This is a genomic window from Streptomyces himastatinicus ATCC 53653 (assembly GCF_000158915.1).
GTDB lineage: Bacteria > Actinomycetota > Actinomycetes > Streptomycetales > Streptomycetaceae > Streptomyces > Streptomyces himastatinicus.
This window is the reverse complement of record NZ_GG657754.1, coordinates 2,130,699-2,154,793: the sequence shown is the minus strand read 5'-3', so window position 1 is coordinate 2,154,793 and position 24,095 is coordinate 2,130,699. Positions and strand designations below refer to the sequence as shown.

Here is a 24,095-nt window from a genome sequence, read left to right as displayed (position 1 = left end):
GCCCTCTCGTGCCCAACTGGTCGGCGACATCGTGAAGACCCGGGGCCGGCTCACCTACCGGGAGGGCGAGCGCGGCGCGCTCCAGGTGACCGCCGACGTCACCTTCGTCTACCCGGTCACCCGCGCGGACGCGGGCGGCGGCGACGAGATCGTGCGCACGATCGTCCGGCGCGAGCTGGTCCTGAGCTGGGACAACCCGGCCAAGGTGATCACCGAGCCGGGCACGTTCTCGATCGTCTCGTACAAGTACGACATGACCAACGGCGGCTGCGGCGCCCCCACGGGCTACTTCACCCCGCCCTTCGGCTCCGACCGCCGGGCGGACGAGACCGGCACGGAGGTCGACCCCTACGACCGCACCGCGCCGGTCGGGCGCGGCGAGTCCTCCGGGGACGAGTGCGCGAGGGCGACGCGGTCCTAGGGATGAACCGTCCCCGGGCGGGCGGCCGCCTCGGCGAGCCGTCGCCCGCGCCGTCGGCGGCGTGGGCCGCGGCGGCTGCGGCCGCACGGATGCTGCACGACGCGCCGCTGCCGCCCTGGCCCGGCCGGGGCCTCGACGAGATCGCATCGCACCTCGACGCCGCGCGTGGTGGTCGTTGCGAAGCCTGCGGGTGGTCCGCCGGCTGGTCGAGCACGGCTTCGACCCGTCGCCCGAGGTCGCCGTGCTGAGGTCTCAGCCGTGAGGGGCTGCTCGCGGCGGCAGAAGCCGTCACGCGGACGGGGCCGGATTCTCCGGCGGGGCGGGGAGCGTCCGTCCCAGGCGGGCGAGTGGGGACAGGGCCATCAGCGCCGGTGACAGCAGCATGCCCGCGGCTGTCACCAGGAGGCTCGTGCGTGTTCCCCACGCTTCCGCGAGAAAGCCGCCGAGCAGCGAGCCGAGCGGGGTCAGCCCCCCGCCGACAAAGCTGATCGTCGCGGCCGCGCGGCCTTGCATCCCGTCCGGGGTGACGGTCTGCCGGACGGCCATGATCGTGACGTTCACCAGCTGGCTGAAGGTCCCGAAGACGAAGCCGACCGTGAGGAGCGCGGGAACCGTCACCACAGAGGAGCCGTGCAGTGCGGGCACGAACAGGAACACGCCGTCGCCGAGTGCCGCCGCGGACACGAGCACAGCGCCATATCCGAAGCGGCCCGGCAGGTGGGCGGCCAGTAGCGAGCCCAGGAGGGCGCCCGGCCCCGTCGCCGCGAGTGCCAGCCCGACGACGGTGCCCGACAGGTGCAGGTCCCGTGGCAGGAACAGCAGGTAGACGGTCATCACCGCCGCGAAGGAGAACTGGAAGGCGGCCGACGCGAGGCACACGGTCCGCAGCGAGGTATCGCGGGCGACAAAGCGGAGGCCCTCATGGATCCGCCGCCAGACCCGAGGGGGACGTTCCGAGTGTTCCGGGACGGCTTCGCGGCGACCGATCCGTCGGATCGACAGGAACGACAGCGCGAAGAACACCGCACTGGAGGCGGCGGCGATCGGCGCCGACAGCGCCGACACCAGCGCACCACCGAGGGCGGGACCGCCGATCTGCGCGGCGGACCGACTGCCCTCGAGCGCGCTGTTGCCCCGTACCAACTGATCGCGTTTCACCAGCCGTACCAAGGACGCGTGGTATGCCACGTCGAAGAACACGGACAGGGCCCCGACGGTGAAGGCGACCACGAGCAGCGTCGGCAGGCCGAGCCCACCGAGGAGGCCGGCCACGGCCGCGGCGCCCAGGGCCAGGGCCCGACCGGCGTCCGTCAGCACCATCACCGTACGGGTCCGCCACCTGTCCACCCATGCGCCGACGAAGAGCGACAGCAGCAGGATCGGCGCCTGTCCCACCGCGCGCAGGGCGCCCAACTGGCCGGCACTGGCGTTGAGCGTCAGGACGGCGAAGAGCGGCAGCACCACCAGACTTGCCTGTTCGCCCAGTTGGGAGGCCGTTTGGCCCACCCAGAGCCTGCGGAAGTCGCGGTCCCGCCACAGGTGTGATGGAACAGGTCGACCGGAATCGGATACAGCAGAGGAAGCGGAAGAAGCAGGGGAAGCGGAGGAAGCAGAAGAAGAGGACGGCACGGAGACCCCTCGGATGACCGAAGACGAGACCCGCATTCAGGCAGCGGGAAAGGAAGGCTCGCTGTGCCGCGCTTCAAGGGCAGGCACGCGATGACAGGCCGCTCACGGCCTCAAACGTCAACGCGTGCTCGGACGACCGGGCATGTCTTCGCTCCTCGTGGGTCACTCGCTGCGTGAACACTAGCCCGCAGCCGACAGGGCACGAAAGGCGATGAACCGCCGGTGTGACCGAGAGCTTTAGTTGGCGAATCATGGACTGAGACGCGCAGGTCGGGAGCACGTGGAGAATCCTTGTTGGCAAATCATGAGAGGCTTAGTTGGCGAATCATGGGTTTGGATGCTCACTGTGAGTGAGTGACGGGGGTGAGCCGGTTCCGCGTCGGCGATGCCGAGCGCCTGGTGAACTCGATCCCGTAGGCGTCGGGCGTTCGGGGTTGGGAAGAGGCGTCCGTTGTCAGTCCTGGGCGCTACCGTGACGCACGGAGGCGCTTGTTGCTGGTCGCAGTGAATTCTTCGGCTGCATCAAGAATCGTCCGCCAGCCCTAGGAGACGCGCATGACCGCTGCCCGCTTGACCGGCCGCCCTTGGCACGATGTAGACGGCCCCTCGCTTGTCGCGTCGGCAGCCGCTCTGCAGTTGATTCCTCAGAACATTCCGCGCCTTGTGAGGCTTCAGCGCCTTGCTTCCATCGGCGCGTGCCTCCCCAGCCGTCCGGATGTACCTCGGCTGTCACCCAGCAAGCTCCGGGCGCTGCTCAAGGATCCCCTGGTCAGCGGCTCTCAGATCCGGGCCCAAGAAGATTTGTACGACGACCTGTACACCGCCGAGGTTTCCTTCCACGGCGGGCCATGTCTCGTCGCGCAAGGACTGACATCACGGTGTGCTCACACCCTCGATCTCATGCTGCGTAGCATCCTCGGGCCTGATGGACAGGCCGTATTGCCGACGCAGTTCGTCAAGGAGACGCAGCTGTGGGCGCACACGGCATTGAGGTTGAGCGACGCCATGCTGCGTCGGGCCGGGCTTCACCGGGGTATCGCTCCGCCGCAGCGACACGGCGACGAGGTGTTCGTTCCGGGAGAGAAGACTCTCACCGCCCTGCGGGAAGCCGTCCGCTATCGCTTCACCGACCTGTCTCACCTGCTGCCGGCCAGTTCCGTCGATCTCCTCGCTGGATGGGGTATCCGGCCCGGCGAGCACACGCTCACCACGGGACCAGGGCCGGACGATGGACTCGTAGTCAAACCTCTTCTCCTCATGGAAGACGGCTTGATCGTCGCAAATCCAGCCGAACTGGTTACGGCGCTGCGCCATGAACTCATCGTTCAAGCCGGGTTGCACGAATGCCGACCTCAGCTTGCGCGCCTACTGCGCGATCAGACGATGAGAGACACCGGCCGCCTTTTGACGCTGTGTGGTGCGGTCCCGACAGGGTCGGCTCAACAGACGGGTGATGACCTGATCACCCGCCGCACCTTCACGTTCGCTGAGGACAAGATCCTCGACCTTGCCGTGGTCATGGATGACCTGTCCGACTACGACGACACCAATCCGGCAGGTCACTGGCCCATCCGGGATCTTGGTCTGCGGGTACAGAACGTCATTGACCCTGTCGGCCCGCCTCTTCCCGAGGACGCCCGCACTCTTCGCCTCATAATCAACGAAGGCGTGGGCCGATCCTCGTTCTTAGGACTCGCGGACCAGCGTCGCCCCGGCCCGGTCGTCGTGACCTCTCTCAGCGACCTTCAGGTCATGGCAGAGCTGGACGGCTCAGACCCCCTGTTCCTATGGCGATTTGCGCAAGCGGAAACGGAGCTGCACGAGACGACCCATGTGCAGTCGTGGAGCGCACTGGACAACTACGGGCTCTACCGGAACTGCGAGTACAGCTACTACGTGTCAGACGACACGAGACCTACGATGCTTCTCGTCGAACAGGACCACTCTCGAGCGCTGCGCGTTGAAGTTCAGCAACGCTACGACCGTCATGACGTTCCCAGCCCCCACAGGCCTGTCTACGTGCCGGTGGTCTCCGTATACGGCACGTCTACGGCGCCGATCTATCGACCTCTTCCAGACGTACCCGAGGTGGGGAGACTCGTCGAAGTCCCAGACGTAAATGTGTGGTTGGGTGCTGGCGACCATGAAGTTGCTGACGGGCTGAAGGATTTCCATCACCTGACGGTAGAAGCAGCAGCCTTCTGGACCTGGCAGATTTCCACCGCCCGCCCCGACCTCTTGCCGCGAGCCGCGTCTACGGGCGAGCTGTACGTGAGCCTTTCCTTCGATAATCCCTCAGCGTGGCAGGCTGCGTTGGACGGCAATCCTGGTACAGAAAGTGAACGCCCCTGGGTCGGCGTGCATGGCGCCGAACCTGGGCTCGTCGATCTGCGCCTCTGCGCGGAGGGGATGGCCAGCCTTCTCACAGACGCAAATGGAGCCGACCGCATCCTGCTACGCGCCCTGCTTGAAGGCATCACGCAAACCGCCGGATTGGTGGACGAGGATCCTGACGCTTCCCGCAGCGCGCTCGTCGATCAACTGGCGCCCGAAGGCCCCAAACAGATGTTGCACGTCGAGCTGAACCCACGCGTTCCGCTGCGTCCCGGTCCGCTTCCTACGGCTCGACTGGTACAACCGGCCGCTTCCGCCGCGGTTCTCGACGAACTGGGCCGGTATCTCGATAGCGCCGGTACGCCTGTTGGGGCCATCCCATCGGACGAGCGCACCCAGGTTCTGCAGAAGGTCGTAGGGCACTACTTCGCGCTCATCGAGGATACTGTGGCCGGTCTGGCGGCCGAGGGACTCATCGAGTCGCTGATTTCCCGGCACGAAGCGCTCCTGTACGACGAGGCCTTCAACGACCAGATCCTCCCATCGCGCATTGCCTGCTTCGGAGAGGCAAGCCAGCCGGCCGAGAACCTTGTCAGGACCACCAAGCGCCAAGTGGAAGCTGCTCAGGCCAGTCGATTCCTCATCGAATACGTCGCTGCCCAACCTCCCAGTGGAGACTCGTCACTCACCCTGGACACCTACGACCACCTCATGGCGTTGTCTGCAGAACTCATCTCTCGTGCCACTCTCTCGGAAGCAATTCACCACGACTTCTCAGAGGCTCAACTTGCCTTGTTGGCCTCTGGCCGACTCGGTGTCTCCCGCGGCGACCAATACGAATCCGGCTCCAACGCCCTTGCTACAGCCCGAGCAGAGGCACTCCTACTTACGGCGCCGACTCGTCATTCCCGCCGGGGATCCGAGCCCCAAGGGTCCACCACGCAGGTAGAAGAAGCAATGGTTGCCGAGTTCGGCTTCTCTCTCACTGACTTGGCGCAGGGTATCGGCGAGGTCATCGCTCTGGGGGATGAACGCTGCCAGTCAGAGCCCTACACCCTTCCAGAGTCGGTTGTTGCCGATCACTTGTCCACGACGCTGCACTGGGAACATGAGAAAGCACAGACCTTCCTCGATCTGCTCACACTGCGTCCCCGGGCCAAATTCCTTTCTGTCAACTCCGATGCGTGGCCGTGGCGCTACAACCGTGAGTGGTCGTACGTTCGACGCCCGCTAATCCGCGTGGGTACAGGGGACGGCTCTCAACTCGTCTGGGGAGCCAGACACACTTGGAGCAGTGGCTCGTATTGGGTCAACCTCATCTACTCCGGACGGTTGCGCAGCACGTCACCAGCGATGAAGAAACTGCTGGGAGTGATTCGGCAGGACGAGAACAAGGCTTTCGAAGCGCATGTCGTCGAAACACTCAAGGCTGGAGGCTGTTCCATCGCTGTCAGGGGTGTTTCCAAAATCGCGGGACGTAGACTCGTGTCGGCCGAGGGGCACGATCTGGGCGACATCGATGCGCTTGGTATCGACGCGGCTAGACGTGTGATCATCGTTATCGAAGCCAAGGATTTCGAGATGTCACGTAATCCGACCGAAATGGCCAACGAAGCCGATGCTCTATTGCGCGGCGACAAAAGTGCTCTCTTCAAACTTGGTCGCCGCACAGCGTGGGTACACCAAAACCTTGGGGCAATGTTGACTCACTTCCTCAAGGATCGCGATACCACCAGCTGGACTGTTACATCCGCCATCGTCACCAGCAGGGATCTCATGGCTCCCCGAGTGCTTGCCTCCAGCGTGCCAGTAGTCCCTATCGGCGAATTCGAGCAGTGGGTCGCCGCAGAGCTCGTTCGGGACAAGCGAGGCAATGGGAGACGCCGCTCTTGATCTGGACCCCTATGTATGGGATCGAGGGGGCGCCGTCGAAGCGGACCGGCAGGCGGCCGAGGGTGCTGTCTGAGGTTCATCCTGCGTGCGGTGGTTACTTTTATCGGATGGTCAGGGGTTCTCGGTTTTCAGGTGCGTTCGGCCGTTGCCTGGTCGGTGTGGTGCTTCCCTTCGAACTCGGTGGGCTGAGGTAGCCGAGCCGTTTCTGGCTGTGCCGGGAGTTGTAAAAACCGTCCATCTACCCGAACAGCGCGATGCTCGCCTCGGTCGTTGATGAGACTCGTTGATTTTGGTTCTGACCGCAATTTCGTGAATGATCTTCGGATCCGCCGGCCCGGGGCATCACGCTCCTACTCGCGGCCGAAGGGCTGCGGCGCGACGACCTCTGCCGGCATGGTGTGGGCGCCAGTGAGGTCTTCGACCACGGCGAGGTCGAGTTCGGCGGCACGCTCCCACATGTACATCTGCTGCTCAGGGGTCAGGCCCAGCGCCTCGTCAGAGGCGATGAGTTGGAGAGCGGCGGCGGCTAGTCCGGGCGCAGCCGCAGCCACGGCCTGGCGCATGGCCTCGTCGGCGGCGTCGGCCGCGGGCAGGTCAGCGGCGTAGTGCGCGGCCATCCCGTGGACCTCGACCGCCCGAGCGCTGATCCGCTCCAGGGCGGCGTTCGCGCAGGTATCGCCCTGGTCGGCGCGCAGCACGGGGTCCACCCGGTGGTGGACCGCGGTCGCGGCGGCCGGTCGCGGCGGTGCGTGCTCGGGACCGGGTTCCTGCGCGGGCTCGGGGAGGGCGGCTGCAGCGACCCTCGTTGAGCGGCTGCGCAGCTTGTCCACGCGTTGGCGCACCCAGGCGTTGACGTGTGGGAGGGCGGTGGCCAAGCCGCGGGCCGCCGTGTCATAAGCGAGGTCCCCCAAGAAGAGGACCACCTCGCGGGCGAGGAGGTCCGCGACGTGACGGCGGAACTCGTCGTCGTGGGATCGGTGGTCGTAGCCGTCGTGGTAGCCGTCGGCGTACCGGTCGGGGGCGTCGAAGAGTTCGGCCTGGCCGATGAGCGAGTTGTCCCGGTCGTCGCGTACGTTGCCGCGCATCCCGTTGGAGGAGGCGCGGGAGTAGTCGAGGTGGGTGCCGGCGGGATACACGGCCTCCACCAGCCTGCGGTTCGGCGGCCGTTCGTTGTCAGACATGGAAGCACTGTAGAAGGCGGCACTGACAGCACGGGGTCGAAGCCCATCGAGTGAGCGACGCCGAAGGCGCCCTTGACGGGGAGCCCCGGCCGGACACTGAGGAGGCGGCGACTCTGTCACCTGAGAACACCGCCGTCTTCCGATCGGGAGCAGGAGCTCGGCAGGCCAAGCCAGAAGCCGAAGATCATTCACGAAATCGGGGCCAGAACCTTGATTTTCCCCACCCGTTGCTCACGGGTTCCCCAGACTTGCTCTCCTTGATTCCTCACCTGCGGGGCGCCGACTTGTGGACCTATGCCGCACGGTTCTCACAACCAGGGGTACCGCTAACGACCGTGTCATGAGCCCTCGCCCCTGGAATCGACCATGGAGGACGGTCTCTGCTGGTTCAACGAGCGTCAGGGTGCGGCAGACCTGCGGATCTCGGTGGCCGCTTGCCGGGATCGGCTGCCACGATGTGGCTGGCGAAGCCGCTCGCAACGGTGCGGCAGCCCGAGAGGCGAGGGAGTTGTCCATGCTGCTGCGGCCCGGGGTCACCTGCGAGAAGGCGATCAAGTTCCTCGACGATCTGGTCCAGGGCGGGCTCAACGACGTCCGCAACTCCGTCCCGCACTTCGCCCAGCCGACGCTGGCGGGCGTGGAGCCCTCGAAGCTGGCCGGGCCCGACCTGGTGGTGACGCTGCGGCAGTACGCCCAGTGGACCGCGACGACCGCCCGGCAACTGGCGGGTGTCTTCGCCGACCCCGCGGTGCCGGCGCGGCTGCGCGGCGAGCACTACAGCCACATCGTGCACAGTTCTTTGACGCCTTACCGAACCACGCTGCTGGTGCACTGGGAGTTGGACGAGCTGGCGACGTACTTCATGGAACTGCAGAACCGGATGCGGCAGACCGTGGAGGACTACCGCAGCTACCGGCAGCGTGTGCTGGTCGTGGACACGAACACCCTGCTGCACTGTCAGCGCTTCGACAAGATTCCGTGGTCTCGGGTGTGCGGGAAGGGCCCAGCAACGCTGGTGATCCCGCACGTGGTGGTGGAGGAGATCGACACCAAGTCCTACTCCGAGGGTAGCGAGAAGATCAGGAAACGAGCGCGCGGGGTTTACGAGCTGCTGGGCGATGTCCTCAAGGGCCTGTCCCCCCAACGGCCGCTTCGAACTGCACGACGGCACCGAGGATCAGGTCCAACGCGACGAGCCTGGGCACCGACGCCTGCCGAACAACGACGACGAAGCCGTGGCCCGCGCGGCCCACCTGCAGCAGGCCATCGCACCGCGCCAGATCACCGTCACCACGCGCGACAACGGGATGCGCGGCAAGGCCATGACCTGGTGCCTGCCCTGGGACTTTCCACCGGACAAGTACCTGATCCCCGAGGACGGCTTCGGTACTGGGCACCGCGAGGCGAACCTTGCGAGCATCAGCGTCGACGTCCCCGAGGACGGTGAAGACACCTAAGCGTGGGTTGCCCCAGCCTCATCAGATGGAGCGGCCGCCCGGCGGCCGACGACGAATCGCGACGAGAGCGTCGCGTGCCTGGTTCGCCAGGGCAGAATCCGGACCATGCTTGCCTACCAAGTCGTTGTACAGGCTGCCCAACTCCTGTACCGACTCTGCGAAGCGGTGCACATCGCGCAGCAACAGCCCTGCCTGCAGGCGCACCTCAAGAACCACGGTGTCCGTGGGTGCGCGGTGGGCGCGCAACTGGGCCAGTTCGCGCTGGAGATCGCTTAGCGCGCGTTGATGTTGGCCGAGTCCGATCCGGCAACGGGCGGCCTGGATGCGGCAGGTCAGGGCATCCTCAGCACCCTGCACGCCGAGGAGGTCGAACTCATGAGCTAGGGCCTCGTAGACCGACAGCGCCTCGCTCAGCCGACCTGCCTCGAACAGAGCTCGCGCTGTTCCCAGGCGGTCGGTGTGCCCTTCCGTACTGACCGGCTCGGGGAGCACATGGCGAACGCCCCTCGAGGCGACTGCCGGGACTCGAGGTGTGTCGGGGCCGGGCATAAGGACTGGGGGCACCGTCAGGGTCGGCAGTCCGGGGAAGGAGAGGTACCCGTGATGCTGGTGCGGCAGGTGGCCCAGGAGCTCGTCCATCACGTGGCGGGCGCTGCTGGGGCGCGCATCGGCGCGCTTGGCCAACAGCTCGAGGACGAGCCGTTCGAGTTGCGGGTCGACGTTCGCACGGTGGCTGCGTAGTGGTGCAGGCTGCTGGAGCACATGCGCACACATCAGGTTGACGACGTTGCCCCCGTCGAACGGCCGCTCACCGGTCAGGAGCTCGTACAGGACTACGCCCAGGGCGTAGAGGTCGGTCTGGGGCGTGATGTGACCCGCATCGAACTGCTCGGGGGCCATGTAGTGCGGGCTGCCGATGATCTGTTGGGGCTTCGTCAGGCGGCTGGGCGCATCCAGGCCTAGGGCCATGGCGATGCCGAAGTCCAGGACCTTCACGGTGCCGTCGACCGCGATCATGATGTTGGCTGGCTTGATGTCACGGTGGATCACGTGGACATCGTGCGCGTGGTGCAGAGCGGCACATATGTGCAGTGCCAGACACACGGCCCACACCGTAGGCACACTCCCGGAAGTGTCGATCACTTGCTTCAGGGAAACGCCCTGCACGAGTTCCATGACCATGAACATGCGGTCTGCGGTGCCATTTAAGAAGGCGTCGTACACCTGGGGGATGCCTGGGTGATGCAGCTGCGCGGTCACGCGCACCTCCCGGCGGAAGCGCTCCACGACGGCGTCGCCATCACGGTGGGCAGCGAGGTTGTCCAGGATGAGTTTGACGGCGACATCGCGCCCCAGGATCAGGTCGTTGGCGCGCCAGACCTGGCCCATCCCGCCTTCCTCGATTGATTCACGCAGCGCGTAGCGCTTGGCGATGATCCGTGGCTCAGGCACCGTTCGTGCCGTCCCCCCGCCTCACGTCTCCGCCGGTTTCGCCCGAGTGCGGCTCGGTGCTCCGGGCCTCGTGCCACAGCTCCTGCGCAAGCTCGCTCAATGTGGGGCCGCCGGGCAGGGCCCACTGCGTGCTGGCCTGCACCGCGAGCGGGGCGTCGTCCCAGCCTGCCTGCCGCCACATGTGCAGGATCAGCCCGGCCGGGGAATAGCGCGCTCCGTCAGCCGCCCACAGCAGGGGCTTGGCCTTGTCGTTAGTCCATGTCGCCATGAACCGGTTCGGGTCGGCGTTCAGCCACTCCCCGATTGCCTCGTCCTCCCGGGGCCTGGGGTGATACATGAGCTGGGTGCCGTCCTGCAGCCGGTGCTGATCGACCAGGACTCGCGTCGGGTTGGGACGCCGCCCGCGACGTGGCTCGGTGGAACGCTGGTAGGAGGCAAGTTCGGGGTAGTGCCCCTGGCCGTCGAACGAGGCCAGGACTGCTGCCGCCAGTTCCCGGGAGGCGGCCGCCTGTGTGAAGGTGCGCGAGACGAAGCTGTGCGGCCCGTACTGCCGGTCGACTTCGGAGATGAGATGGGCCAGGGTCTGCGCGGTGAGTTCCGGAGCCGCATTCAGTGCGGGCTGCCAGTCTGCGTCTAGGTCGTCGATCGCCTCAGTGTCTGCGCGCTGGAACACAAGATGGGCCACCAGGAGTACGCCGCTCTCTGCGATCGCGGCGGCGCGGCCGGGCAAGGTCGCCGAGAGGTCGTGGACGGTCTGCTGCACGGTACGCAGCAGCTGCACCGAGCGCCAGATCTGCACGGCGTTGGGTGGCTCCGCAAACAGCTGCGTATAGCCGCCCTCCGGGGCAGATTGCCACAGGAAATCAGTGGAGGCGCGGGCCCCTGCGGCCATCCGCGCGTCGGGATGGGCGCAGGCCAGCGCAGTGGCTGCTTCCAGCACGGTGCAGCCTGCATCGGGCGCGGGCTCAAGCTCTCCGCGCTTGATGACGTAGTCCTTGTCCAGGGTGATTCGGAAGTCGTCGCGAATGTACGCCTGCGCCTGGTCCAGCGCGATGAAGTCGCGCTGCTCTACATGGTTTTGGGTATTGGTGGCCACCGTGACCGAGTTGGCGAACCCTGGCGGGGTCTGTCCGATGGTGATGATCCGCACCATCGCCTTGGCCTCCGCGAGCGTCTGCGGATCGTCCGCGAAGGCGCGGTACAGCGCTGCCACGGTCTGTGCGCCGTTGACGATCTGCGCGTCGGTCATGGTGAGGCGCACCGGCGCGCCCTGGGCGCGGCGGCCGAAGTACTCAGCGGTGGTCGACTCGCACAGCACCGTGATGCCGTTGTTGAAATACCAGAAGTGCTCAGGGTTTTTGGCCAGGCTGTCATCAAGTGTGGCGTTGACGGATGTGTGCCCCAGCGGGCGGCGTACGTTCACGTTGAACAGTTCTGCGCCGTGCAGCTCATACCAATGGGCGATCTCGTCTGCGGTGACCGTACCGACGTGGGAGGGATAGGGCAGATCTTGCCCGAACCAGCCGTCGGTGAAGGTAGCGGTCACGATCAGCGGCTGCGGCGCCACGTCCTGGCGGATAGCGGCGTACAGGTCGCTGCTCGCCAGCACCCTCAGATCGGTGCGAGTGTCCAGGTCGGCGGACTCCCCGTGGATTAGCTGCAGGGCACGAGTCGCTGGTGCTGCTGGCCCCATAACGGCAGCGACGAGGTGGACCTGGGGCGTTGGCTGGGCGAGCACATGGCGGATCCGGTCAGCGAAGGCCTGAAACCGGGCGTTGAAGCGATCGAAGTCCAAGTTGTCCAGCATCCGGAAGGCATGGAGGAGTTTGGAGGCGTCGGCGGACGTGAACCGGGCAGTGCCCCGGTCACTCCACTTGGCCTGAATCAGCCACAACTCGCCGGTTGCCGGGGACGTGGCCACGGCATCGATGCCGAAGTCATCGGCTCCGTCAGTGACAGCGGCGGCCGCCTCCTGCGGGGTGCAGTCGGTTGTGATCCGCATGGCCTTCGCCGCCAGGGCGCGGGAGAAGAACACGGTCTCGCGGTTTCGGGCGAACTCGCCGTCCCCCAGATCGATCAGCCCGTCGAACTCGCTTGCGAGGGCTTGCCGGACCTGCCGCACTTGCAAGGGCGTGGCCTCCTCCGCGTTGGTCCCTGCCGTCACGCCCGGCCTCCGTCCGATGGTGATCCCAGCACTATACGAGCGAGGACGCGCGTGGGTTCGCGAGAGTTCCCCATCAGGCCCTGCAGTGCGCCTGTCTGATGGATGTAGCGCCACCCACGGCACGGGCACCGGGGGCATCCGTGGTGGTCGTGCCACCTTCTCCCCATGAGGTGGGCTGCGCGTAAGAGGGGCGGGCGGTGGTTTGAGGTGGGTCCCTACGGGCCGAGGGGAGTGGACTTCTTGGGCCGTCATGTTCAGGCACCAGCCCAGGAGAGGCCTGTCGGCCACGAGTTGGCCCAGCAGGGCGGCCAGGGCAGGCGTCGAGAGGCCGACCGCCCGGGTCAGCTAGTCGAGTTCCGCGCACCCCTGGCTGCTCTCGGCCAAGCAGGTTGCACATTCGCGCTTTCGAGGCCCACGGCCCGCGGGCTGACCCGACCTGGCACGGGGGTTTGAATAGCCTCGCCAATCTGCTGTTGCTCCGCGTCACAAGCTGATCGACGGGAAGTACAGCGCCCCTTATTCGGTGAGTGAACTGGAGAACTGGAAGCAGCGCCGCGAGGGAGAGAGCCTTCGCAGGCGCCAGGACGCCCGCATCCTGAGCGAGGACGAGCTGTCCAACGCGATCGCGAAGGCCCAGGCCGATCTCCTGGACCAGGTCACCCTGGCTCTGTAGGAGTTCCGCCGCTTCGCGCCGCAATTGGCTGACCTCCTTGGGATGCTTACGTCGAAGCTCTCCCGCGCCGATGTACCTGGCAAGCTTCGTCCGTGATCGATCAGCGCTCTCTGCAGGTCAGCATAGTGACGCTGCGGATCGGGGCGGGAAAGTTGGAACCATGTGCTGCTCCGGCGCCGCGCCCAGTTTTGCTGGATTGCCAGCGGGTTGTGTCAGGACTCGGCAGCGCTGGTCGTGTGCGGTCCAGGGAACCGGCTGCCCCTCGAGGTCTGTGGCGTCATCCACTTTCGTCTTCCTGGGCGGTGGCGTTCCGCGCCAGGCCGCCGAGGTCGAGTCGGTGACGTGCGCGAGTGACGGCGACGTAGGCGAGACGGGCGTCCGTGTCGCTTACATCTGGGGCCTGGGCAGTCGCGTTTGTGCCGGGGGCGGTGTCCTGCGGCTGGGGAAAGTCGTTGCCGACCCTGACGGTCGGCCATTCGCGGCCTTTGGCTTTGTGGGCGGTGGAGACGGTGACGTCGGCGTGTGCCTCCTCGGTGAGTGCGGACACGGCAGCGAGGATGGCCTCGGGACCGTGGGTGTCGACGAGGTCGACGAAGGGCTGCAGGTCGTGGCCAGCCGGATCGTAGGCGGCGTAGTCCTGCAGGTCGCCCCAGGACGCGAAAAGCACCAGTTCGGGATGGTGGGTGCGGCGTCCTTCTTTCAAGTCGCGTGCAGCAGAAGCGAGTTGCGCCAGCTGCTGGCCTCCTCGGGTGAGGGCGACGCGGTGTCCCTCGCCGAGCAGGCGCATGACCTCCGTCATGGCCCCGATGTTGGTGCGGCACAGCACGGCGTCGGGGTGGTCGATGCTGCTGACCTCTGTGGGAACACTGGTGGTTCCCGTCAGCCGGATAGGCGCGTCGGCGAGCGCGAGCCACCGGTTGGCCTCGTCGGCGATCTGTGGTCCGAAGCGGAACGAGCGGGTGAGGGTCAGTTGTTCGGCTTCGAAGCCGGTCATCACGTCGGTTGCGCCCCGCCATCCGTAGATGGCCTGGGCGGAGTCGCCGACCATGACGAGCTGGGCGTGGTCACGCTGTGCGGTGAACACCTGCTCCAGCACCGGGTTGGTGTCCTGGGCCTCGTCGAGGAAGAGGAAGTCGACCTCGATCTTCGGGCCGGTCAGCGCCCACATCTTGAGGTAGTGGTCGTGCTCGAAGCGGACGACGCCGTGGTCGGGGCGCTGAAGGTCTGCCCAGGCCTTGGCGGCGAAGGGGAGCACGACTTCAGTGAACTGCCGGTGCTCGGCGGGAGTGTTGAGGCCGCGCAGGCGCGGTACATGGTGGCGGGCCAGTGCGCCGTCGGCGGAGTGGCAGAAGCGGGTGACGGTGCGCAGCACGTTGTGGGACAGGATTCTTGGGCTGATCTCGTGGTCGGCGATCCGCACGGGTCGGAGGATGCCGAGGGACTGGCCGGTCTTCCAGGCCGGCTGGCGGGGGCTGTTGAGCCGGTCGGCATAGCGGTGGCCGAGCGCGGCGAAGGCTGTGGCGTGGGCGGTTCGGCACTGCACTGTGGACGGGAAGCGGGCTGCGGCGTCCTGCGCAATGTCCTTGTTGAAGGCCATGTAGCGGCCCCGGCGTTTGGTGTTGGAGGCGAGCAGGCACAGGGTGCTGGTCTTCCCGGTTCCGGCTCCGGCCTGCAGTGCGAGGTGCCGGCCGGCGCGGAATGTGTCCGCTGCGTGGACCTGCTCGTGGGTGGGGGTGTGCAACTAGGACTCCGTGGGATGGGAACGGCCGGAAGGGGACGCAGCGGGTGCCTGCGCCGGGCTGGGAAATGCCGGCGGGTTGAGCGCGGTAGACGCCGCCTGGAGTAGGTGGCCTGCCGCGCAGGCCAGAACTTCTTCCGGGGTGTGATGGGTGAGCAGACGCTGCATCTGTGATTCGAGGCGGTGACGCCGCTGGTGTTGCCTGCGCGCGAGGTCGGCCGTGATCCGCTCGGCCAGGACGTCCGCGGCGTGCCGGCCAAGAGCGGCCGCCTCTCGGCGGATCTGCGTGTCAGCGCGGCGGCTGAGGACGACATTGAGCAGGACTCGCTCGCCCATGGCGATCGGGATAGTGCGTGGTGAGCACGTCGATCGGCAGGACCGTGTCCAGTCTGCGCCGCAGGCGGTGCAGGGTGTGGCCCTGGCTTTTGCCGCGTTGCACGGTCATTAGCCGGGTGCGGTCGGCGTTTGCGGCGAACGTCACGTGGCAGCGGGCCCGGTGAAGTTCCCGAGCGGTGGCTGGCCGGGTCAGGACGATCTCGACGGCGTACTGATGCGTCACGATCAGACCCGCCGGGGCGCGTGGCCGCCGGGGCGGCGCCCGTGCGTGGGCAGGCGGGTGTGGATGTACGCGTGGTGGCGGAGTGGGTCGAAGGGCTCCCAGTCCGCGACGGCGAGGTCACCGGCGGTGGACGCGGCGGCATGGTCCCGACACCGTTGGGCTCGCCAGCGCAGCTGTTCTTGGTACGGCAGCGCGGACAGGCTGTAGACGGCCATGACATCCGACGGCAGTGCGAGCTGACCGTGGTGCACGGTAACGGGTGCCAGGGTCCACACCCCGTGCAACCCGCTGGGGCCGAGGATCTCGGCTGTGCAGCGGGTTCGGCGCCGGGTCTGGGCGACGCACTGGATCTCATCGACGGGGCGGGAGGCCAGGTAGCGGACGAACAGCAGCTGCACGATGGGCCGGGCCGGACGGCAGACGGCCTCGCCCGGCGGCGCCCCTTCGGCCGGTGTGGCAGGCGGAGTGAGGACTCCGGTGTCGAGCAGACGGCGGGTGCGCAGGGCAAGGGACCGGCGCAGGCCGGACAGCTGCGGCGCGGTAGTCGGCGCCGGGCGGGCTGGGCACAGCACGTCATGGGTCAGTCGGCACCAGTTGCTCCCGTCGCCCGAGGGATGGGCGATGCCGCGGCTGACATGCCAGCGGCAGGACTCCGGCACCCTGGCCACCCGCAGTTCGTGCGGATGCAGCTGCACCAGTCGGTCGTCGGCCCCCGGGTACCACTCGACCGGATTGCCGCATTGGCTGCAGGAGGTGGTCTGGCCGCAGCGAAGCAACCTGCTGGCGCTAACGGGGGCGATACGCAGGGATCGCCGCTGAGGTGCGCTCGCGCGGCTGCCGTCCCAGCGCCGTGCAGAAGGAGAGGAGGGGGAGTGCATGCTGGCGAACCTGCCAGCCGACACGCCCCACCGGCGGCACCTGGCCCGGGTGTACCCCCGGGCAGAGCAGAGCGGGGCGACAACAGTGCGAACGACTGCTCACGTATTCGACACGGCGTTGCCGGATCGGGTGAATCGCCGTCGGCGTCGGACGGGCCCGGATCAGCTGTCCGAGCTGTCGCTGGCCCCAGGTAGGTCGTGCTCGTGGCAGAGAGTGGCGAAGAGCTCGTCGAACGGTGTGTCCAGGGCGTGCGCGAGGGCGTGCCATGTCTTGAGGGTGCCGACGGTGCGACCCTGCTCGATCTCGATCACGGTGCGCCTGGCCAGACCGCTGCGGGAGGCGAGCTCGTCATAGCTCCACCCGCGCTCAGCCCGCAGGCGCCCCAGCTCCAGTCGGAGCGCGTTGAGGTCCGGATCGGGCGGCAAGATCGTCACCCGACCATCCGACGGTGCAGACCCCTGCCCTGTCAGTGCAGACCTCTGCCCTATTTCTCCCGATGGGTCTACCGTCGGGAGGGCAGGGGTCTGCACTACGGTGTCGGCCGCCCCGCCGTACGGCGGGGTGGGGGTGGCGCCGGATCGGGATGGGAGGAACACACGTCCATGAGGCTGCGCACCGTGTGGCAGGCGTCGCGGACCTGGACGGTGGAACTGAGATGCCAGACGGGAGGGCTCGTCCTCGTCTGCCAGCACTGTCCCCAGGACGGCCGACGGGTCACGGCGGAGTCTGCGCGCTCGGCGGCCCTGGCCCATCTCGCCCGGCATGCCCGTAGTGATCTGAGGGCGCCGCACCTGCGGATCTGTCAGTGTCATGAACGTGGCTGTCGCTGGCACCGGCGCCACCGCGGGTGCGCGGGGCCCATCCGCCTGCTCCTGGCCTGCGAACGCGGCGGCCGCGTCTGGCGCCTCGCCGACGCATGCGGTGCCTGCGCCGCGGCTACCACCCAGGCCGCCGTCGTGCCCGACACCGTACTGGCCGCACCGCTCCACCCGCCTTCCGCGCGGCCACGCGGTCCCCGGCCCTGCCGGGGACCGGGGGAGCGTGTCCGCGTGAGTGAGATCCTCAGCTACCTGGCCGCGGCCCTGCCTGCGGACGTGTCCGCCGGGGCGAGGCTCCTCGCGCTGCAGTGCGCCCTGCGTATGAACGCGTACATGCACGTCGAACTGCGTGCGGGCCTGCTGTGCAGCCTTCGTATCGACGCGGAGGGGGCGTGCCATGAGTTGGAGCGCGCGCAGTGGCTGAGCGTGGTGAACGGCCCTAAAACGGCCGGGGTGGCTGCGGAGCTTCGCGATGCGACGCTGCTCGCCCAGTCGCCGGCCCGCCCTGACCGGCGGCGCGCAGCCGACTGGGCACTGCGCATCGGGTGCCCTGCCCGGATCGGTGGGCTGGAGCCGCAACAGCGGCTGTCGGCTGTCTATCTCGCGGCGCGCAGCGATCCGTCTTCGGGAGAGGGCTTGAGTGAATGGGATCGGATCATCCGTGACTGCGGCCTGCGTGATCAGGGGTTTCATGGCGTGCTCAGCCGTCTGACGGCGAACGGCGTTCTGGAAGGGTGGAGGATCTGCCCGGATTCAGGTGACGTGCACTGGACTCTAGCGCCGGGGCGGTGACCGGCGGACTCGTGCGGACCGTCAATCGTCGCCGCAGCGGTCCCCGCCGGTTGAGCAAGGCCTCTTACGGTCCTTGTCGGGCCGGGTTCGCCAGCGCTGGTCACCATTGAACCGCTGGGCGCATCACGCTCTTATCTGTATCTCGTGGGCGGAGCAATCCGAGTACCTGCCTCTGGGGCGCCCCCGGAAACGAGCCATTTCCCCGCGCTGACGGCGCTGTCTTGTCCGAGGGGTCGAGGACCGTTCAAGCCCTGGAAGTGCCCGCATCCTGTGAAATCAGCACAACGGGAGGCAAAGGATGGTTTCGGCCTCCGTGCGCTACTGCACTCTTGTGTGCGCCCCTCGCGGTCGCCGTAGCGTCGCGCCTCTTGCCGTATCGCGGCCGGAGCGGAGGGGGAGACGAGTGGCTGTTGCCCAAGAAGTACTCGAAGACCTGGTGAGGCCATGGAACGTGCAGGTCAACTCAACGACCGCACTCGCAGCGGCCGTCGCCGACGCCGCGGCGAAAGACGACAAGGAGCGCCGCGAAGAAGACCGCGAACCGCTGCGGCGGAAAGCGGGGCTGCGAGCGCTGCCGTCCGCTGAGGTCGGCCAGTCATTCACACTGACGCCGTGGGAGATATTGCACGCGCTGGGGCGTGCCCAGGTTCTGTCCCGGCAGGGGGCGGGGCGGGGCCTGGCCGAGCACTGGGGATGCCTCAAATACTGCCAAGCGCTGGAGGGCAGCACCGGCCGGTACATGGCCCTGTCGGAGGAAGGGCTGAACCCGCGGCGGCACTACAAGACAGTGCAGTCCGGCGAGTTGGGGATCGGCTTCGCGCTCACCGTGGCCGAGCGTGTTCTGAAGCAGCGGTATCCGGATCACGTCGTGTCGGTCGTGGACGCCGACATCGCGCTGCAGGCCGGCTGGGCGCTGGTGGGCAAGGAGGTCAAGCGCCGGGACTGGGTGAGTTTACGGCCCGATTTCCTCCTGGAGGCGTGGAAGCCGGGACAACCCTCGAAAGTCATTCCCCTGGCGTGTAAGGGCACCCACAGCAAACCGTCGTACGTGCACACCCAGCTGGCCAGCGCCTCGGCCCGAGTGGAGGCGCTGCACATCGGTCCCTGGGACCAGACACCGACGCTGGTCACCTCCACGGAACTGCTCGGGCAGGGCGGGATCAGCGTGCACGTCCTGCACGCCCCGGGCGACGGCTCACTGACCGTCCAACCCGATGCCCCGGGCGCGGACCTGCCGGTGGAGGACCTGAACATTTACCCCGATGTGTGCATCCCGGGCGATGGTGATGAGGACGACGAGCGCGTCAGCGGGTTTCAGGTGTTGCCGGACCGGTACGCGTGGTTCCGTTCGGTTCTGGTACGGGCGGGCGCTGCCGGGTTGATGGGGTTCACCGGCGGCGGGGAGCCCACCGCCCGATACCTGACGAAGCGGCAGGGGCGGCGGCATTTCGAGGGTTTCACTCATGCCGGGACCGGCATCGTCCAGGACGTCGAGCAGGAGATCGGCGGGATCAACTTCGTCGGGACGGACCACGTGTTCCGGCTGAACGGCACCCGTGTCGAGGCGTTCTCCGGCCTCGCGGAGAACCTGTTCGATCTTCTAAGGGATGGGCGGGTGGAGGAGTACCGGCGCGAGGCGCATGCGATGCGGCCGCGGTGGCGCTCCCTGCGCGGTCAGCATGACTGGGACGGGCCGGTGTCCGTGCGGGAGGACGGCTCCGTCATGGCGATGCAGCTGCTGCCGGAGCCGCCCCGGAGGAGACGCCGCCGTCTCAGCTCCGTGTGAACGGCCACACGACTCGCGTGCGACTGGCCGAATGCCGTCCCCTCGGCTGTCCGCCGAGCTATTCCCGCAGACACCCTCATGTCAAAGTCATCCCATGTGACGGACCAACAGCAAGGAGTGGCGGATGCGGGACGGGGGACTCCGGTGGCAGCTCGTGGTGGAGACGGGAGGAGACGGGCTCCGGCAGGAACGGCTCACCCGCGATCTCCACGCCGCGCTGCAGGAGACTGACGGCCTGAGCGTCGGGTTCACCGACGCCGACAAACCCGTCGCGCCGGGTCACAAGGGCACCGGCGTGGGCGACATCGCGCTTTGGGCGGCCACGGCAGGAGCGGTCGCCCGGCCGGTGGCCCGCATCCTCATCACCGCGATCACGGAGTGGTGTGCCAGGGATCGCCACCGAAAGGTCGAAGTCACCTTCAACGGTCACTCCGCCGCGATCACCGGCAGGCCCGATGCCGCGCAGCAGCGGGTGATCAGCGACTTTCTCGACAAGGTGGCCGCCGGCGAGCCTGGCACGCCGGAGGGCAGCGGCGAGTGACCAGACTGAACAAACGGCGCGCTCTGCTGATTGGTAACGAACTCTACGACGACGGCCGCTTCGCAGCGCTGCCGTCCACGCTGGCCGACATCTGGGGCATGCGGCAGGTCCTGCAGCACCGCAACATCGGCGGGTTCACGTCCGTCACGCACTTGGACAACCTCACGGCCGACGACATGAGGGCCGCGATCAGTGAGTTCCTGGAGGCCTGCGAGCAGGACGAGCTGGCGCTGGTGTACGTGTCCGGGCATGGTGCGCGCCTGGTCCGGGACGGCGGCCAGTTCTACTTCATCGCCAAGGACACCGACTTCGACCGGATCGCGGACACAGCAGTGGACGCCGGCTTCGTCAACGAGCAGCTCGAGGCATGCTGGGCCCCGCAGAAAGTCGTCATGATCGACTGCTGCCGCAGCGGCGGCTTCGCCGTGGGGCTGCGCACCACGGACCGGCAGGAGACCGGCAAAATCGCGAAGTCCGGCGAGAAGGCGCTGCTGACCAGCCGTGGCGTCCATGTGCTCTCCTCCTCCCGGGCCAGCGAGGACTCGTACGCCGATGCGGGGCCGGCCGGCGCGGAGGTCCAGCCGTCCGCGTTCACGGCGCAGGTGATTGAGGCGCTGCGCACAGGCAAGGTCAGCAAGGACGGCCACGGCGACGTGTCGGTGGACGACCTCTTCCACTACGTCAACCGGCGCATGCGCGCCCAGGGCGGTCAGGTCCCGGTGCAGTCCACGCACGGCGTCGACGACCGCATCGTCCTCGCGGACTGCCCGCTCGGCACCGTCCCGATCCTCGTGCCGTTCAGCGGACGGACCGCGATGCCGCAGACCGGCCCGGCCCGGCCGACCCCCAAGGCCGTCTCATCTCAGCCAACATGGGGTCGGCTGCTCGACTACTACCGCGAGTGTGTCCTCGCCGACGACACCGAAACCCCGCTGATGCCGGTAGGCGACCAGGACGGCTCGTACGTGTGCCTGCACGGTGTGGAACGCCTTCTGTCCGGCGAGGTCGACGACGACGGCTGCATGGCCCTTCCGTCGCACGCCCAGCCGCTGATCGACGTGGCGGCCGAGCAGGACGCCGAACTGTGGGCGGGCTACCCAGCCGTGGTGGTCAACGGCCCCCGCGGTGGGCGGCCGTGGCGGCATCCGAAGTTCGCCCCGCTGCTGGTTCGGCGGGTGGAAGTCGTCTCGGCGGGCGGCGAGGTGCGGCTGAAGCCGTACGGTCCGGTCCAGCCGCACCGTCAACTGGCCAAGGACTGGCTGGGCGAGGAGGAGGCGGCTCAGCTCGCCGACGCCTACCAGCCCACCTGGCACCGCGGTCAGCACGACCGTATGGCCGCCGACATACGCCTGCTGCTCGAGCAGGAATTCGAACTGCCCTGCGTCCAGGCGCTCCACCCCGACGCGCTGGCCGACCACATCGACATTCACACGCCCACCCACGGTGCCCGCAACACCGCCGTGCTGTTCACGGCGCTGCCCGACACCGGCTACGCGAAGAAACTCCTCGACGACTTCGCCGACATTGCGAAGAGAATCGACCGGATCCCTCAGACAGCGCTCGCCGCCCTGTCCCCGGACACAGCGGAGCGCGCCCGTGCGCTGGAACTGGCCGACCCCGCGCCGCCGCACCTGGTGACGCCCCTGCCGTGCAACGAAGCCCAGGCCGCGGTCCTGCGCTCGGCGATGTCGCACCGTCTCACGGTTGCGACTGGGCCGCCCGGCACGGGCAAAAGCCAGCTCGTGGCCAACCTCGTCGCCACCGCCATTACCCGGGGGCAGACGGTACTGGTGGCGTCTACCAACAATGAGGCCGTGGACGAGGTGTGGCACCGCTGTGAACGGCTGGTCCCCGGCAGCGTCGTGCGTACCGGCTCTGCCCGGGCGAGAACAGGAAAGAGCTACCAGGAAACCGAGACCGACGCTCTGCACCTCCTGCGTGCCGCTGCGGATCCCGAGCCCAACGTGTCGACCGCGGCCATGCACGCCGAGGTCGCCGCCGACCAACTGGCCCGCGTACGCCAGGACTACGCCCGTATCGCGACAGCCGAGCGGGACCTGCGCACGACGGGTGCGGCACGCGAGGAGCTTGCAGCACGGCTCGGCCTGTCGGTGGCCGACCTCGCTGACGCCTGCTCCCACGCACCGACCCTGCACAAGCTGCAGGAGAAGGCCAGACGCCGTGCTGGCGCCCGCTTCTTCGGCCGGCGACGGCGCGCCCGCTTCCTGCGCGGACTCGGCCTGGACGGGCACGACGGTGACCTGGTCGATGTCTGTCTCACCGTCGCTGATTTCGCCGCGGCCCAGACGACGTGGCGCAGCATGTACGAGCAGCTCACCACCGTTGATGACGGGGCACTGACCGCCACCCTCACGAGCAGCGAGTCGCGTGTGCAGTCCGCTGCTCACACGCTGTTCGCGAGCGCCGTCCGCACAACTGCCTGCTCCGGACGGCAACGCATCTCCAACCTGTTACGCGCCAAGGGAAGTCCTGACTGGCCCGCCGTCCGGGAGGTCCTGCCCGCGGCACCCGGCTGGGCGGTCACCAGTCTCTCCGCCCGGCGCTTCCCCCCGGACCCGGCCCTCTTCGACCTGGTCATCGTCGACGAGGCTAGCCAGTGCGCCATCCCCCACGTGCTGCCCCTGCTCTTCCGCGCACGCCGCGCCCTCGTCATCGGCGACGCCATGCAGCTCTCGCACATCACGAAGATCGGCCCGGAACGCGAGGCCCTGATCCGCCGCAGATACGGGCTGCGCTCCGAGTGGCTGGAGAAACACCGTATCGCCTACCTGCGTCACTCCGCCTTCCACGCAGCCGAGCAGGCCGTGGGCGGAACCCTCCTCCTCGACGAGCACTTCCGCTGCCACCCGCACATCGCCGTCCTGTCCAACCGGCTCTTCTACGACGGCGGACTGACGGTTCTGACGGACATCCGCCAACGGCCGTCCCTGCCGCGGCCGGCCCTCTTCTGGTCTCACGTGCAGGGGCGTGCCACCCGCCCGCGCTACGGCAGTTCCTGGGTCAACACCGAAGAGACCCGCCAGGTGCACAGCTTCGTGCGCAACCTGTTCGAGCATCTGCCGACCGAAGCCACCATCGGCGTCGTCACCCCCTTCCGAGGCCAGGCCGACGAACTGCGCGATGCGCTCCGCCAGTACGATGAGCAACGCGTCCGCATCGGCACCGTGCACACCTTCCAGGGCGGGGAACGCGACGTCATGGTGTTCTCTCTGGTGGCCGGCGACGGCATGCATCCCGGCGCGATCAGCTGGGTCAACCGCCAGCACAACCTCTGGAACGTCGCCATCACCCGCGCCCGCAGCCACCTCGTCATCGTCGGAGACAAGGACCTCTGGGCGAGGGAAGGCGGCGTGGCCGCCGAACTCCTCAGCGCCGCCACCACCGACAACCCCCGTGTCGGCGAACCGGACGGCGGCGACCTCCTACGACGCCTCTACGTGGCCCTGTCCACACGACCGGGCACGCGCGTCGCACTCGGTGAAACGGTCAACGGCCATCCGGCCGACGCGCTCGTGCACCATGACAACGGCACCCCGCGCGCCGTGCTGCTGGACCCCGGTCCAGAAAACGGCGACGATCCCGCCCGTCATCTGAGGCTGATGCTGCACCGCCGGGGTCTTCTGGAGGACACGGAGCAGCAAGGCAAGGCCTCGCGCTACCCGGCATGGCGGCTCTACGAGACCGACGGAGCGTGAGGACGAGCGGATGACGTCCAGTGGTCGCCGACTGTGCCCGAGTGTCACGGATGTACCGACTC

General features: G+C 67.6%; 15 protein-coding genes and 1 pseudogene. 9 read left to right on the top strand and 7 right to left on the bottom strand.

The genetic code is table 11. The features are described 5' to 3' along the window. Positions 1-421, top strand: a pseudogene (locus SSOG_RS08460) (hypothetical protein); the annotation flags it as partial. Between the two features lie 288 nt (positions 422-709). Here the strand turns inward: SSOG_RS08460 and SSOG_RS08455 are convergent. Beyond that, the gene (locus SSOG_RS08455) at positions 710-2,050 is read right to left on the bottom strand and encodes an MFS transporter (RefSeq protein WP_009713795.1); all 1,341 of its coding nucleotides are present in this window, start codon (positions 2,048-2,050) and stop codon (positions 710-712) included. A gap of 555 nt (positions 2,051-2,605) precedes the next feature. On the opposite strand from SSOG_RS08455, the gene SSOG_RS08450 reads away from it, so the two are divergent. Further along, the gene (locus tag SSOG_RS08450) at positions 2,606-6,277 is read left to right on the top strand and encodes a hypothetical protein (RefSeq protein WP_009713794.1); all 3,672 of its coding nucleotides are present in this window, start codon (positions 2,606-2,608) and stop codon (positions 6,275-6,277) included. 350 nt (positions 6,278-6,627) lie between these two features. Here SSOG_RS08450 and SSOG_RS08445 read toward each other — a convergent pair whose 3' ends face one another. Continuing rightward, positions 6,628-7,458, bottom strand: coding sequence for a hypothetical protein (locus tag SSOG_RS08445; protein ID WP_245606248.1), 831 nt, complete (start codon positions 7,456-7,458; stop codon positions 6,628-6,630). Positions 7,459-7,972: 514 nt separating this feature from the next. Here SSOG_RS08445 and SSOG_RS48255 point away from each other — a divergent pair. Beyond that, positions 7,973-8,905, top strand: a complete 933-nt coding sequence (locus SSOG_RS48255) for a PIN domain-containing protein (RefSeq protein WP_167542476.1) — start codon at positions 7,973-7,975, stop codon at positions 8,903-8,905. A 31-nt stretch (positions 8,906-8,936) separates the two neighbouring features. Here the strand turns inward: SSOG_RS48255 and SSOG_RS08435 are convergent, their stop codons facing one another. Both SSOG_RS08435 and SSOG_RS08430 read right to left on the bottom strand, forming a co-directional pair. Beyond that, positions 8,937-10,367 carry a serine/threonine-protein kinase gene (locus tag SSOG_RS08435; RefSeq protein WP_009713791.1) on the bottom strand — a complete coding sequence of 477 codons (1,431 nt, stop codon included), beginning with the start codon at positions 10,365-10,367 and terminating at the stop codon, positions 8,937-8,939. Next, complete coding sequence (locus tag SSOG_RS08430) at positions 10,360-12,531, bottom strand: AIPR family protein (protein ID WP_050799815.1); 2,172 nt, start codon at positions 12,529-12,531, stop codon at positions 10,360-10,362. The genes SSOG_RS08435 and SSOG_RS08430 overlap by 8 nt, the downstream gene beginning before the upstream one ends. 523 nt (positions 12,532-13,054) lie before the next feature. Here SSOG_RS08430 and SSOG_RS52270 point away from each other — a divergent pair. Continuing rightward, a complete protein-coding gene (locus SSOG_RS52270) occupies positions 13,055-13,204 on the top strand; it encodes a hypothetical protein (protein ID WP_009713789.1) in 150 nt (49 codons plus the stop codon). Positions 13,205-13,481: 277 nt separating this feature from the next. On the opposite strand, the gene SSOG_RS08425 is transcribed toward SSOG_RS52270, so the two are convergent. Further along, on the bottom strand, positions 13,482-14,945 hold the full coding sequence (locus tag SSOG_RS08425; RefSeq protein WP_009713788.1) for a UvrD-helicase domain-containing protein: 1,464 nt from the start codon (positions 14,943-14,945) through the stop codon (positions 13,482-13,484). A 180-nt stretch (positions 14,946-15,125) separates the two neighbouring features. Here SSOG_RS08425 and SSOG_RS52265 point away from each other — a divergent pair, with 180 nt between their 5' ends. Beyond that, positions 15,126-15,302, top strand: coding sequence for a hypothetical protein (locus tag SSOG_RS52265; protein WP_154685908.1), 177 nt, complete (start codon positions 15,126-15,128; stop codon positions 15,300-15,302). A 201-nt stretch (positions 15,303-15,503) separates the two neighbouring features. On the opposite strand, the gene SSOG_RS08420 is transcribed toward SSOG_RS52265, so the two are convergent. Both SSOG_RS08420 and SSOG_RS08415 read right to left on the bottom strand, forming a co-directional pair. After that, entirely contained in the window at positions 15,504-16,379 is an 876-nt protein-coding gene (locus SSOG_RS08420; RefSeq protein ID WP_039940808.1) for a DUF6083 domain-containing protein, read from the bottom strand. 162 nt (positions 16,380-16,541) lie between these two features. Further along, positions 16,542-16,814 (bottom strand): helix-turn-helix transcriptional regulator, encoded by a 273-nt coding sequence (locus tag SSOG_RS08415; RefSeq protein WP_009713785.1) that lies wholly within the window; start codon positions 16,812-16,814, stop codon positions 16,542-16,544. Positions 16,815-17,429: 615 nt separating this feature from the next. On the opposite strand from SSOG_RS08415, the gene SSOG_RS08410 reads away from it, so the two are divergent. The 4 genes from SSOG_RS08410 (at position 17,430) to SSOG_RS08395 (ending at position 24,033) form a co-directional block, all read left to right on the top strand. Continuing rightward, a complete protein-coding gene (locus SSOG_RS08410; protein ID WP_039936926.1) occupies positions 17,430-17,990 on the top strand; it encodes a hypothetical protein in 561 nt (186 codons plus the stop codon). A 298-nt stretch (positions 17,991-18,288) separates the two neighbouring features. Beyond that, positions 18,289-19,776: a hypothetical protein gene (locus SSOG_RS08405; protein ID WP_245606247.1), complete on the top strand. Its 1,488-nt coding sequence runs from the start codon at positions 18,289-18,291 to the stop codon at positions 19,774-19,776. A gap of 124 nt (positions 19,777-19,900) precedes the next feature. After that, entirely contained in the window at positions 19,901-20,317 is a 417-nt protein-coding gene (locus SSOG_RS08400) for an effector-associated constant component EACC1 (RefSeq protein ID WP_009713782.1), read from the top strand. After that, a complete protein-coding gene (locus SSOG_RS08395) occupies positions 20,314-24,033 on the top strand; it encodes a caspase, EACC1-associated type (RefSeq protein ID WP_009713781.1) in 3,720 nt (1,239 codons plus the stop codon). Before SSOG_RS08400 ends, SSOG_RS08395 begins: the two co-directional genes overlap by 4 nt. Positions 24,034-24,095: the final 62 nt, after the last annotated feature.

Coding starts and splice junctions, on each gene's coding strand:
- SSOG_RS48255 (WP_167542476.1), top strand. CDS start 7,973: ATGCTGCTGCGGCCCGGGGTCACCTGCGAGAAGGCGATCAAGTTCCTC.
- SSOG_RS08400 (WP_009713782.1), top strand. CDS start 19,901: ATGCGGGACGGGGGACTCCGGTGGCAGCTCGTGGTGGAGACGGGAGGA.
- SSOG_RS08420 (WP_039940808.1), bottom strand. CDS start 16,379: ATGCACTCCCCCTCCTCTCCTTCTGCACGGCGCTGGGACGGCAGCCGC.
- SSOG_RS08450 (WP_009713794.1), top strand. CDS start 2,606: ATGACCGCTGCCCGCTTGACCGGCCGCCCTTGGCACGATGTAGACGGC.
- SSOG_RS08405 (WP_245606247.1), top strand. CDS start 18,289: ATGGTTTCGGCCTCCGTGCGCTACTGCACTCTTGTGTGCGCCCCTCGC.
- SSOG_RS08445 (WP_245606248.1), bottom strand. CDS start 7,458: ATGTCTGACAACGAACGGCCGCCGAACCGCAGGCTGGTGGAGGCCGTG.